14 protein-coding genes and 1 pseudogene are annotated in these 12939 nt (G+C 29.8%); 7 read left to right on the plus strand and 8 right to left on the minus strand.

Going from position 1 to position 12939, the window contains the following annotated elements:
• Window positions 1–38 precede the first annotated feature (38 nt).
• The gene (isaB, locus tag PYW31_RS12825; RefSeq protein ID WP_046837583.1) at window positions 39–725 is read left to right on the plus strand and encodes an immunodominant staphylococcal antigen IsaB family protein; all 687 of its coding nucleotides are present in this window, start codon (window positions 39–41) and stop codon (window positions 723–725) included.
• A 139-nt stretch (window positions 726–864) separates the two neighbouring features.
• On the opposite strand, the gene PYW31_RS12830 is transcribed toward isaB, so the two are convergent.
• From PYW31_RS12830 to PYW31_RS12840, 3 genes are all read right to left on the minus strand, one after another.
• Complete coding sequence (locus PYW31_RS12830) at window positions 865–2340, minus strand: Mur ligase family protein (protein ID WP_046837584.1); 1476 nt, start codon at window positions 2338–2340, stop codon at window positions 865–867.
• 157 nt (window positions 2341–2497) lie between these two features.
• Complete coding sequence (locus PYW31_RS12835) at window positions 2498–3316, minus strand: anti-sigma factor (protein ID WP_046837585.1); 819 nt, start codon at window positions 3314–3316, stop codon at window positions 2498–2500.
• Window positions 3306–3875: an RNA polymerase sigma factor gene (locus tag PYW31_RS12840; RefSeq protein ID WP_046837586.1), complete on the minus strand. Its 570-nt coding sequence runs from the start codon at window positions 3873–3875 to the stop codon at window positions 3306–3308. Before PYW31_RS12840 ends, PYW31_RS12835 begins: the two co-directional genes overlap by 11 nt.
• A gap of 410 nt (window positions 3876–4285) precedes the next feature.
• Here PYW31_RS12840 and PYW31_RS12845 point away from each other — a divergent pair, with 410 nt between their 5' ends.
• From PYW31_RS12845 to PYW31_RS12865, 5 genes are all read left to right on the plus strand, one after another.
• A complete protein-coding gene (locus tag PYW31_RS12845; protein WP_046837587.1) occupies window positions 4286–5026 on the plus strand; it encodes an SDR family oxidoreductase in 741 nt (246 codons plus the stop codon).
• 17 nt (window positions 5027–5043) lie between these two features.
• Window positions 5044–5280, plus strand: coding sequence for a hypothetical protein (locus PYW31_RS12850; protein ID WP_046837588.1), 237 nt, complete (start codon window positions 5044–5046; stop codon window positions 5278–5280).
• A 238-nt stretch (window positions 5281–5518) separates the two neighbouring features.
• Window positions 5519–5605 carry a type I toxin-antitoxin system Fst family toxin gene (locus PYW31_RS12855; protein ID WP_142382637.1) on the plus strand — a complete coding sequence of 29 codons (87 nt, stop codon included), beginning with the start codon at window positions 5519–5521 and terminating at the stop codon, window positions 5603–5605.
• A gap of 146 nt (window positions 5606–5751) precedes the next feature.
• Window positions 5752–6108, plus strand: coding sequence for a hypothetical protein (locus PYW31_RS12860; RefSeq protein WP_063410213.1), 357 nt, complete (start codon window positions 5752–5754; stop codon window positions 6106–6108).
• 150 nt (window positions 6109–6258) lie between these two features.
• Window positions 6259–6981, plus strand: coding sequence for a MerR family transcriptional regulator (locus PYW31_RS12865; protein WP_046835985.1), 723 nt, complete (start codon window positions 6259–6261; stop codon window positions 6979–6981).
• 221 nt (window positions 6982–7202) lie between these two features.
• Here PYW31_RS12865 and PYW31_RS13720 read toward each other — a convergent pair.
• From PYW31_RS13720 to PYW31_RS12890, 5 genes and pseudogenes are all read right to left on the minus strand, one after another.
• Window positions 7203–7436, minus strand: a pseudogene (locus PYW31_RS13720) (DUF1541 domain-containing protein).
• Between the two features lie 130 nt (window positions 7437–7566).
• On the minus strand, window positions 7567–9603 hold the full coding sequence (gene copB / locus PYW31_RS12875; RefSeq protein WP_082104693.1) for a copper-translocating P-type ATPase CopB: 2037 nt from the start codon (window positions 9601–9603) through the stop codon (window positions 7567–7569).
• Between the two features lie 345 nt (window positions 9604–9948).
• Window positions 9949–10281, minus strand: coding sequence for a magnetosome magnetite crystal formation protein family (locus tag PYW31_RS12880; protein ID WP_046835987.1), 333 nt, complete (start codon window positions 10279–10281; stop codon window positions 9949–9951).
• A 54-nt stretch (window positions 10282–10335) separates the two neighbouring features.
• On the minus strand, window positions 10336–11031 hold the full coding sequence (locus PYW31_RS12885) for a GTP pyrophosphokinase (RefSeq protein WP_046835988.1): 696 nt from the start codon (window positions 11029–11031) through the stop codon (window positions 10336–10338).
• Window positions 11032–11067: 36 nt separating this feature from the next.
• Window positions 11068–11916 (minus strand): M48 family metallopeptidase, encoded by an 849-nt coding sequence (locus tag PYW31_RS12890; RefSeq protein WP_046835989.1) that lies wholly within the window; start codon window positions 11914–11916, stop codon window positions 11068–11070.
• A 226-nt stretch (window positions 11917–12142) separates the two neighbouring features.
• Between PYW31_RS12890 and PYW31_RS12895 the strand changes: the two genes are divergently transcribed.
• Entirely contained in the window at window positions 12143–12835 is a 693-nt protein-coding gene (locus tag PYW31_RS12895) for a potassium channel family protein (RefSeq protein ID WP_046835990.1), read from the plus strand.
• Window positions 12836–12939: the final 104 nt, after the last annotated feature.

A 12939-nucleotide genomic window follows, 5' to 3' on the forward strand; every position in this document is an offset into this window, starting at 1 on the left:
AGAGTGATTCATAAAATATTAAAAAGGGGTGAAGATTTATGAATAACAAATTATTAGTATTTTCATCATCAGTATTAGCTACAGGTTTATTGTTAGGAGCAAGTAATGGATTAGGTGGCAGTAATACAGCACACGCGAATACTACAAACAACAATATGAACGGCAATATGAATCAAGAAGATATGCCTATGAATCACAACATGGATAACATGAACGGCAATATGAACCAAGAAGATATGCCTATGAATCACAACATGGATGATATGAACGGCGATATGAACCAAGAAGATATGCCTATGAATCACAACATGGATAATGCGGCACAAAAAACAATGATGCCATATTATAATTACACTGGTTATACAACATATGATGGACATTTTACCCAAAATTATGATTTTGTAAGAGCACTAAAACACGATAATGTGATGATTGACGGGTACAAAGTTAATACAGCAGCTAATGATAAAGATGTTGCTACAAGTAAAAAAGTTAATGACACAATGATAGATATGAATAAAGATGGACAAGTCGTTCACATCACTTTCGATACAAAAGAAAATACAATAAGTAAAGATATGTTCAAAAAAGAACACATGTCTAACCATATGGCTGATGAAGGCCAAACAAATGATGGCTCTTATTTAACTTATACAACAAATAATGGTATGTATAAAGCATTCTTCGATAACCAAGGTTATTTAATGAAAGTAATGATTAGTTAATCTTCAATAACTCCATAAAAAAAGGCCTCAACTGAGGCTTTTTTTTATGATTTTTTATAGTTAAAACAATAAAATCGATTCTAATTTAAGGTTATATTATATAAATAAGCCTCTCACCTATTTATATAATCACAATGCTTTAAGATTTATGTTTCTGTAATAATGTTTTAATGTATGTCTGGTCATCATGATCATATTTTTTCCCTTTATAGTTTTGTGGTTCATTAATACCCGTAAGTAAAATTACCTCATTATTTTTATTTGTTTCATGCAGAAGTGTTCGTATCCCTTCTTTTCGTGAGGAACACTTTAACACACTATTTTTTTTATAACTATGCGGTAAATGTTCAGTCATAAAATCAACAATCACTTTAGGGTCTTCATATCCTACTTGTTCAGCAGCAAGCATCAACTTATGAACACCTTGAGGTAACTCGGCTACAGTCATTCCTATTTTGTCAAAACCTCTTAAACCTATTCCTGTGACCATTGTATTTAATTTTTTCCCTATACTTTCAGTATACTGCAAAGCATTATTAATTGACTCTTTAATTGCTAAAGCTGTATGTGCAAAATCTAATATAATCGTATAATCCTCTATTTCAATAACTTGGAAACGATGTAATGGCGAGCCAATAACAGTCGAAGCTTTAATAATTTCTCTAATATCAAAACCTAATTTATGCAAACTAAAAATACTTGTAGCTAAATTAATATAGTTATGCCCTCCTTTAAAGTTTGGTTTAATACAAAAACTATCTTTATCAATTGTCATATCTATATGACTATCACCGATATTATATTGATAATAGGCTTGCTGTTTATTCGAAAAATGCCATTTATCTTTCACAATAGTGTTATATTCAGGCGTGTCTAAATTAACTAAATTTAATTGGCTCAACTCATTTAATCTCAATTTAGCTTTTAAATAATTATTCATAGTACCATGGTATTCGAGATGTTCAGGACTAAAATTAGTGAATACTGCTAAAGCATTCTGAATAAAATCTGTACGTTGTTGGTCTAAGGCTATCGATGTTGCTTCGTATATAATATAGTCATAATTTTTGTAATAAAAATATTCTATAATTTCACCCATTTCAAAATACATTGGCGTGGTTTGAGTTGTGTGATTAAATTTCATCTTTTCATAATTACAGTCAAACACCCCTAACGTTCCAATAATAGCAACCTTTTTACCCAACTGTGTTAATAAATTCCCAATCATATGACTCGTCGTTGTCTTACCATTGGTCCCTGTAACCGCAATAAAGTTTAGTCCATCAATGGCTGTTCTGTAGAATAATTTTACTAGATTGTTGGCTACGCTAGGAAAATCATTTATATATACAATAGGAACGTTAAATTCTAGGTGGTTAAGTTTAGTTGGAGAGGAATTGGTAATCATAATCAAAGGTTTCATTTCATTAGCGCATTGAGCATAATAGGCCGCATTATCTGAATCTTTCAACATAAAAATAGTATTTTGTTGTATATCTTGGTACATTGATGTAATCTTTTGACAAATTTTATCCATATTAAAATTAATACACTTAGTATTTGTAATTGTGTTTTTTTCAATTGATAATAGAATATCTTTAATAGTAATTTGCATTAATTTTCACCCAACATCTTCAGTTATTTTGTAATATTAGTTAAAACTTCAGTTTATTTATCAAAAAGTAATTACAAAATATACGTATAAATATAAAAAAAGGATCACATGGATTTGTGATCCTTTTCAATAAATTTAAAATATCATAATAATAAGATTAAATCTCACTACTCGCCATAACCATTTGTCCTTTAGGTTCAGTATTATTAGGAGAAGGTTCCAATGTAAGAGCAATTTTATCATTCTTATCAATGTCTATATTACTCAAGTCAAAAACAACCATCCCTTTATTGTTTTCACTAGAAAACGCGCCTGCTGGGTAAGGTTTATTATCTTTTAATACCCAGACTTGGTACACTTGGTTGCCTTTTGTAGTTTCAATATCTTTGGCTTCAACTATTAATTTTCTATCTGTTTTATTATTCGTATTCGAAAGGTAGGCTTGACCTTGCGTTTTGTCATTACTCATAGATTTTAGGTTGATGGCTTTAGCGTCGCCGGTGTTTATCATTGAAGTAGATTGATTTTTTGGTTCTTTATTCCCCCAAAATTGGACGCCATTGCCAATAAGAGATAACAACAACATCGCCGCTATAATACCTACAGAAAAACGCTTAATAACAGCACTTTTATGCTTTTTATTATCCTGTGTCGATACATTTATATGTTGTTGAAATTGGTTATTGGTTTCTGAATTAGTAGAATTAAAACCCTCTTCTTGATTTTCATTTTTTATATCTTTATCTGAAGTTTTTTCTTCATTTAAAACTGATTCTAAAATTCTTTGTTTCATTCCTATCGGAGGTTCAACCTGTTTATTTTTATAAGGAAGTGTATCGTGAAGAATTTCGATATCTTTCAAAGTCTTATGGCTTTCAGATGATAAATTCAATTCTTCTTCAACGCGCTCTTTTTCGCTTTCGCTCAATTTATCATTGAAATAATCATATATTTCATCAACTTTGTTATCCTTCATTTTCTTCACTCTCCTTTCTCAAAACCTTTTTAAAGTAGCTATTTAAATGTTGGATTGACAGCCTTAGACGACTTTTTACAGTACCTAAAGGTATATCTAATTTATTGGCAATTTCTTGCTGACTTAAGCCTTTATAATAAAATAAAGAAATAATTTTTTGTTGATCTATATTTAAAAATGTAATCCGTTTATTAATTTCTTCTGAGGTTTCTTTATTTAACAAATCATATTCAGGTAGACTATTAGTTTGTATACCTTGGAAGTCCTCATCAAATTGACTTTCTATGTTTTTTTTCTTCCTTATAGCATCAATAGCTCTATTACGACATAATGTAATAAGCCAAGTTGATAATTTCCCCTTTTCAGGATTGAAAATTGCTTTTTGCTTCCAAATTTTCATAAAAACATCCTGTAAAACCTCTTCGCTAGATTGCACATCTTGTGTTATTTTATAAGCCAAATTAAATAATAGCGACTCGTATCGGTCATATAGGATTTCTAGACTTTTACTATCATTTGTTTCTACTATCATTTTATATAAATCATTTTCATCTACCATTTTGTCCCCTCCTTGTTTTAAAAATAAAACAATTAGAAATATCCATCCTATATCTTTATTTTTTTAGTTTGCACTAAATATACGTAATATAAATATAAAAAGTTCAGTTCTATAGATAAACATTTTATATTTAGGTGTATTCTAAAAAATAAAAATTATTTTATTAAGTGTAAGTCTATTAATCACTTTATCATTAGAAGTTATATATAGCTATTTTAATTAAAATAGTTATAATTAAAAAATTCATAAACACTTATTTATTAAGTAAAGGTTTAAAACAGTCTATTCTAGTGTAGCTTTCATTATTTTAAAAATTGTAGTTATAACTATTGGGATTGAAAATACCAAGGATGTTTTGATAACTATAATATGGTGAAATATATAATTGTATTCACCAAGGAGGTAAAATAATGAATAATGTAAAAGATAAAGTAGTCGTTATAACTGGTGCGTCTAGTGGAATTGGAGAGGAAACAGTAAGTTTACTATCTGAAAATGGAGCTAAACTTGTTTTAGGAGCAAGACGTTTAGATCGCTTAGAAAAAATACAACAAAAAATAGGTCATCATAATGTAAGCATTAAAAAAACTGACGTAACGCAGCCAGATGAAGTAAATGCATTAATTGAAACAGCGTATAATGATTTTGGACGTGTAGATGTATTAATTAATAACGCTGGTCTTATGCCTCAATCGTTTTTAGAAAAGAATAAACAAGATGAATGGAACCAAATGATCGATGTGAATATTAAAGGGGTACTTTACGGCATTGGTGCAGTATTGCCCTACATGAGAAAACAAAAATCAGGTCATATTATTAATTTGGCTTCTGTAGCGGGTCATGTCGTTTTCCCAGGTAGCGCTGTTTATAGTGGTACCAAATATGCAGTAAGAGCGATAACTGAAGGATTAAGACAAGAAGAAGCTGCAGTAGGTTCAAATATTAGAACTACAATCCTTTCTCCAGGCGCTATTGATACTGAATTAACAGACCATATTAGCGATAAAGAGATGAAACAAGGTATTGATGAAGTATATAAAGATGCAATTAAACCAGATGCTATTGCAAGAGCTATTAATTACGCAATTAACGAACCCGAGGAATCATCTGTAAATGAATTTATAATTCGTCCTAGTAGTCAAAATCTATAATTGGGAAGTGATAAATTATGACAAATATTCTTGATAATTATAATTATAGCGAATCTCAAAAAGTTAAAATATTTAGTGTACTAACGCATTACGATAATAAAATCAAATCAAATGTTAGTGATTTTAGTGTTACTAATATTGTTGACGAATTGAAGGAAGAACAAATTGAGATAACTGATCAAAATATTTTTGATATTGTAAATAAATATAATGATGAAGAACAATTTACAAACTTATATCTTTATTTAAATTAAATAACTTTCTTATTATGATAGTTAAAACAGCCTAAATGTAGAGTGTACATGAAGTGAATCGATTTCTGTACACTCTTGTTTTATTGAATAAAGTTAGTCTTATTATACTTAGCTTTTACATAATTCAACTTATTGGAAGTGCATATGCTTGTATATTCACAGGTGGTATAATAATGGCGTCGCCTACCCCTCAAGCGTCTAGCTGATGTAGAGATGAAGGGCTAATTTATACTAAAAAATCCTTGTTCACATTACGACCACGGCAGCAAGTGGTTGCATTATTGCGTTATTTACGCATTGGCTGCGTAAACGTAATGAAAAATAGGCGACAATAGCCACACCTACAAAAATCCCCTCACTACTGGCATAGCAAGGGGATTGGTGTATAAGTGAATACTTATTTTCGTTACACATATTATAAAACCATAGTAAGTGTGGCTGCAAAATAGTGTTCTTGAAAGGAGGTGTAATTTGAAGAAATTTATTTACGCTAGCGTGATTTTAATACTATTAATCACTATATATTTATCTGTGAATTTTTTGTTTTTTGATAAGTGGACTTTATATCAAAGTGAAAACCAATTAAATAATTATGTTGAGAACCATAAAGACAATAATTTAAAACAAATTTCTAGAGATGATAAAACTTATAATTTTTTAAGGAAAAAGCAAAAGATATCTATTATAAGTAAAAGTGATAACCAAGGTAGTGGAAGTATGAATTATTATCGAGTAACTATCAATAATAAACCAGCTGAAATATATATTAAGCCTAGTCATACTTTTATTCCTGAAAAGCCTACTATCCAAAGCGTTAGGATACTTTAACTTTTTTTAATTTAAATACTTTATTTTACATAATAGAAAACTGATTTATTAAGGTACATTTCAATAATACATAAAATTTAAATAAACTTAACTTAGGATATTGACTATTACTCGAGGTAATAGCTTATAAACAAGATAGGAGGTGAAAATATGTCTATATATTTAACTGGAGAGTTAGCTAAGATTTTTTCTATAACAACTAGAACACTTCAATATTATGATAAAAAAGGTGTACTCAAACCGGCTTATGTTAATGATAATAATTACAGGATTTATACTGAAAAGGAAGTTAAAAAGTTAAAACTTATCATAGTTTTGAGAAATATGAAGTTTAACTTGAAGGATATAGATAAGTTAATGAATAGTGAGAAAGATATGAAAGCAATACATTTATTATTAGATCAAAAAATAAAAGATGATGAACAACGCATTGAAGAAGAACAGAAAAAGCTTAATAATATGAAAAATATTAAAAGTATGATTTCTGAAACATCTAATTCTCCAATACAAAAACTACTAGACATAGAAGACGTTATGAATAAAAATAAAAGTCTAAGTAGATTATATAAAAAATTGTTTTTAATTGGTGGATTAGGGACCTTTATTCAGTTAATAGGGATATCAATGAGTTTTGCTATAAAAAGCTACTTTCCCTTTTTAATATCATTTGTCCTAGCAAGTATTTGCGCTATTATCATGACAAGTAAATACTTTAATTCAGTATTATATATGTGCCCTAATTGTCATTTTAAATTCAAACCTCGAAAACTAAAATGGATGTTAGCAGCTCATACACCAAAAACCAGAAAGTTAAACTGTCCAAACTGTAATGAAAAACATCATTGCATAGAGACAGTTAAAAGCCCAATATAAAATTAATGTTCATAAAATGCTTTAGATAATACTTATAAACGGTATATTTATTGTAAGGATAAATATACGATATTGATGAATTTAAAGGAGGATCTATGAATAAGAAGAATGCACCAAAAATACGGTGCATTCTTCTTTTTCTATAAAAAACTTCTAATGTAATATATTCTACAATTTTTTCTCTTTAACGATTGGTTTAGAGATATTAATAATGATACGCTTTAACGAGATTTTAGTTCGTCAGTTGTCATCCATTTATGATTTTTAACCATCTCCTCGTTTTCTGTTGATTTATAATCGACCATATATTTTCTACATCAATTAATTTGAGCTTCTGCACCTTTCATACCAGACATGTGATCAGTTGTAATATTAACTTCATCACCTTTTTTATATTTACTATCGTCTGTACTCTTCATATCATCTGGAGCCTTGCTTTCACTTTTATGTCCAATGTGTTCTTATTGTTTTTGATCTTTAGTGTCTTTATCTTCTTCGCTTCCATTTGAACGAGCTGATAATACTAATCCTGATGCCAATATAATAAAGCTTAATTTCTAAATCATACTTAAAAGCTCCTATCTTTTATTTTAATTTTAATGTGAAAGCATTAATTGCTACGATAACCGTACTTAAAGACATTAACACTGCGCCTACAGCTGGCGATAATATTATACCAATAAAAGCTAATATTCCAGCTGCTAGCGGAACGGCGATAATGTTATACCCTGCGCCCCACCATAAATTTTGAACCATTTTTCTCATTGTATTTTTTGAAAGGGACAAGAAATTGATAATATCAGAAGGATTACTTTTAACGAGTATGACATCCCCCGATTCAACAGCTACATCTGTCCCTGCGCCAATTGCCATACCAATATCTGCCCTAATAAGGCTAGGCGCATCATTAATACCATCTCCGACCATCATAACTTTGCTACCATCATTTTGATAATCTTGGATAATGCTTTCTTTATCTTCAGGCATCAGCTGTGCGTGGACGCTACTAATACCTAATTCTTCAGCCACTGTTTGTGCCACTTCTTTATTATCGCCTGTAAGCATAACTGGTGTAATGTTTCTCGATAATAAATCCAAAACCATTTGTTTTGAACTTTCTTTAATTTTGTCGCCTTGTGCGATAATACCAATAACTTGTCGGTCATGAATTAGATAACTAATAGAGTTACCTTGTTCAGCGAGATTCTTAAATTGTTCTTTATTATAGTCAAAATTGCTTTTATCGAGATAAGAAACATTCACTATTTTGAGTTTTTTATTATCAACTGTTCCTTCTAATCCTATACCTGGAATATTATTAACTTCTTGAGGAATAGCATATGAAATATTTTTACCTTTAACAAAATCAACAATACCAGTGGCAAGGGGATGATTAGAGTTACTTTCTAATGAAGCGAATAGACTCAATATTTCTTCTTTATTTAACTCGTCTGTAAAACTTTCATAGTGATTCACTGAAAAGTTACCTTCAGTTAGTGTCCCAGTTTTATCCATCATGATGTAATCAATGTGTTGTGCAATTTCTACAGATTCTCTATTTTTAATGATTAAACCATTATGTGCGCCTATAGAGGTAGAACGTGCTGTAACTAAAGGTATTGCTAATCCTAATGCATGTGGACAAGCAATTACTAATACGGTTACTAACCGTTCAAGTGCGAAATCGACATTTTTTTGAATAAGCATCCATACAATAAATGAAATCAGCCCAATACCTACTGCAAAGTAAAACAAATAACCTGCGACTTTATCTGAGAGGAGTTCAGCTTTTGACTTATCGTTTTGAGCTTGGTTAACAAGACCCATAACTTGAGATAAGTAGCCATTTTCACCCGTAGCAGTCACTTTAACTTGTACTGTGCCTGAACCATTAATTGAACCTCCAATAACATTATCATTATGAGTTTTATGGACTTTTTTTGATTCACCAGTAACTAATGATTCATCAATCGAAGTTTCTCCTTGAACAATGATCCCGTCTGTGGGTATACTTTCGCCTGCTCTAACTTCCACAATATCGTCAATATGAATATCTGATATTTTAACCTCTTCTCGTTGATTATTATTAATCAGTTTCACTGCAGTATTAGGTAAAAGTTCTGCCATTTTCTTCAGTGCATTTCCTGCATTACCTACTGCGTTCATTTCAATCCAATGACCTAATAACATGATTAAAATTAAAGTCGCTAATTCCCAGAAAAAGTCCATTGTATGCGTGAATGAACCACTGAAGTTATTCATATAAAAGGCATATAAACTATAAATATAAGCTACTGAAATACCTAGAGCAACAAGCATCATCATTCCAGGTTTTTTAGTTGAAATTTCATCTTTAGCCCCTGATAAAAATGGCTTTCCTCCATAAAAGAACAAAATTGTAGCAAGAATTAATACAATCCAATCTGACCCTGTAAATGAAAATTGAAACGGTAATTTAACTCCCATCATGGGCGATAAAATAATAATCGGTATCGCAAAAATCAAAGAAATAAAGAATTTACTTTTAAAATTTCCATGATTGTGATGTGCATGGTCACCATAACTAGCGTGATTCTCATGTTCTTGATGCTCATGATTTTGGTGTTTTTCATTATTCGACAAAATAAAACCTCCTAAATTGATATTTTTAGAGATAGTAATAAGATAATGCGAGTATAACATATACGGTAGGGGGGTATAAACTTTTTGTTCTTTCTTATATTTCTCAGAATAAAAATACTGAAGTTTTTATATCATAGCTTTAATTATTGATATTACATCATCCAAGGTTATCAGAAGGTATATCAAAAGAGACTCCTTATTCTAATATGGAGTCTCTTAATAGTTTCAATATCAAATTTTGTCGTAATAATGATTATTTTAGGTGCCGGTGATTTAAAAAGATTATAAGAATTGGCGCTTAGTAATATCTATCATAAAATGAAGAGCCCCGTTAAAATCACGTTATTATAAATTGTCTTTCAAGAGAATTTTTATACCACAAAGTAAATTATAAATAACAAAATAAATTGCCAAAAAAGCTCCTAAAGCAGCTAATATCATTAGTATTACATATAGAAATTGATTTGTTACAGACCCAGTAGTACCCAGAATTACTGAACTTATAACTATTAATATATATGGTAATAAATGGAATAAAAGAGATTTTTTGGCATGAGTAGAGACAGGTTTATCAGCTAAAATCCACACAACAACCGGGAAAATGACTGGTGCAAAGAAAACACTAAAATATGACAACGCAGATAATATTTTTTCTGATTGAGTATATCTAGTAACCATAATTAACGCCTCCAATTTAATAGTGGGTTTAAACATATAGTTTTAAAAATGCTTTTATTCATTAAACAATTCAGAATGGATGGCTTGTAATTCATGTTCAACGTTTGTAATATCTATAGCGTTTTTCTTTAGCTTTTCTTTATAAATTTCTGCGATTTCACTGTTTTTATAACGTAATTTATGTTCTAAACTTGCCCACATATCCATTCCTATTGTACGAATTTGTACTTCTACCGGGACCACTTCTACATAATCAGCTAAAAATACAGGTACCGTAATTACAATATGAAGGCTACGGTAACCATTTTCTTTAGGATTTTTTAAATAATCTTTACGTTTCAATAAATTTACATCTTCTTGTTTAAGCAATAAGCTTTCAACAACATAAATATCTTCTATATAATTACATACTACCCGGATTCCTGCGATATCATTCAAATTTTCACGAGCAGATTGCGCTGATATTTCTAAATTCCTTTTTTCTAATTTTTTAACTAAACTACGTAATTTTTTCACCCGTCTTTCTATGTGATGGATAGGGTTATGTTTGTGTGTTTGTTGAAAATTATCGTCAAGAATTTCCAATTTTGTACTAATCTCTTTTAGTGCTGAAGAATATATTTGATTTAATTCTACAAATTCAAAAAGCGACATGAAAACTTGTTCTGGATTTTCAAATTTACTATAGCTGTCTTTAAACTCCTCTTTTAAACTTTCTAAATCCAAAGATGACTTTCGTTTTATGTACATATTAACACCCTCCACATGACTTTTTGTTTGAAATTTTTAAAAAAATTTGCCATGAACATCCCAAGTTCCATTTTCTTTAGCTTGTTTTAAAACTTTCATTCTTCTAAATCCAACTGGATGATCAGATAGAAAATTACTTAATTTTAGCCAAATTGATTCATCATGCAAATCAATACTATTAAAATATTCCTCCAAATCAATTTTTGATCCCATGTACTTTCCCGAAAATAAATAAATCATGCTCATAGCTCCTTCAGGAGCGTAATATAAAGCCACTCTATCTGCTGTATATTCTTGTGTTCGTGTAAGACTTTTATCTAGATATAGAGGTTTTAAAAACGGTGCAAGTATCATTCTCCAGATATTAGTATGCCCACATTTATGATGACCCAGCTCATGAGCTAGTATAAACTTAATTAAATCAATTTCATCAAATTTATAAGCTAAGTCCAATAAATCACTATGAATAACAATATATCTTCTTTTTAAACTACATTTTGATGCAAAGGCGTTCATAACGCCATTACCATTCACAAGATAAAGTTTTGGCAATTTCAATCTTTTAGTATTAAACCCCATTTCTATGGCTAACTCATAATAAATGGTATAAATTTCAGGCAATTGCTCATTAGTAATCTCAACACCTTCTGATATCGAACTCCAATACATGAAACGAACCATAAAAAAACCAAATACAGGAATCATTAACCCGACTAATCCGCCATAAATCCACTCAGGAACTCCAGCCCCTAGAAAAAACAAAAGAAATAATATTAAAGCACATAAAAACAAAAATATTACGATTAGAGCGATAAATATCATCGTAAGCTCATATTTATACCTCAAATTTGAAATACTTACTCTTTTACTGTCATAATCGTTCATAGTCTACCCCCTTTTATGAGATATTACTGAAACCTAATGTTCTTACCTTTAACTTTTTTAATTTCCAATTACCTTGCAAATTAAATATTTAGTTCTCAGCAGATATTTGAATCATTTATTTTATGTTTTTATACCCTTTTAGGTTCGCGATAATCAGACAGTCAAAATAACTTTCTAGTTCTGTGTTATAGTATTTTTAATATTCGTTAATGGAGGCAGGTATGTTATGAAAAAACTTAATTTAGTATATGAATTGTGTATGTTTACTTTAGCTGTTATATCTTTCTTCTTAATGTGGACACAACCAATGAAATTTTTTTATATAGGTGAAATCGTTTGGTTAATATTTTTAATTGATGTTCTCACAAGATTTTTATTATCTAAAAATAAGAAAACATGGATTAAAACAAACTATCTTGACTTAGTAGCTGTAATTCCTCTTAACACTGTATTTCAATTAGCTAGATTCGCGAGGTTATTTAGAATAGTAAAGTTATTTTTGATAACAAAACATTATTTCATGCCTTTCTTCCAATTCATACAAACAAATGGGTTAACGAAAGTTTTTAGTATCACATTTATTAGCATTCTTTTCGCAGCTATTCCTATTACCCTGTCTGAACCAACTATAGAATCTTATAATGATGGTATCTGGTTGGCTATAGTTACGATAACTACTGTAGGTTATGGTGATATGAGTCCTGAAACATTAATTGGGCGTATAGCAACCGTCTATTTAATGTTTGTCGGTATTGGTTTAGTAAGTATGATAACCGGCACTATAGCTACTTATTTTATAAAAAACAAGAGCAGCTCCAACATTAAAGAATCAATTAAAAAAGAGATTGATAATATAGAAAATCTCTCAAATGATGAAATAGAGCAATTAGTTAAAATTATTCGTACATATCACAATTGAGCACGATCAGTTAAAATGAAGTATATATCTATAGTCCTTTAATGATATTTATATAAATATCAAACAGTAATAAACTTATTATCAATAACACAAATAGTTTCTAT

This window comes from Staphylococcus succinus, assembly GCF_029024945.1.
Lineage (GTDB): Bacteria > Bacillota > Bacilli > Staphylococcales > Staphylococcaceae > Staphylococcus > Staphylococcus succinus.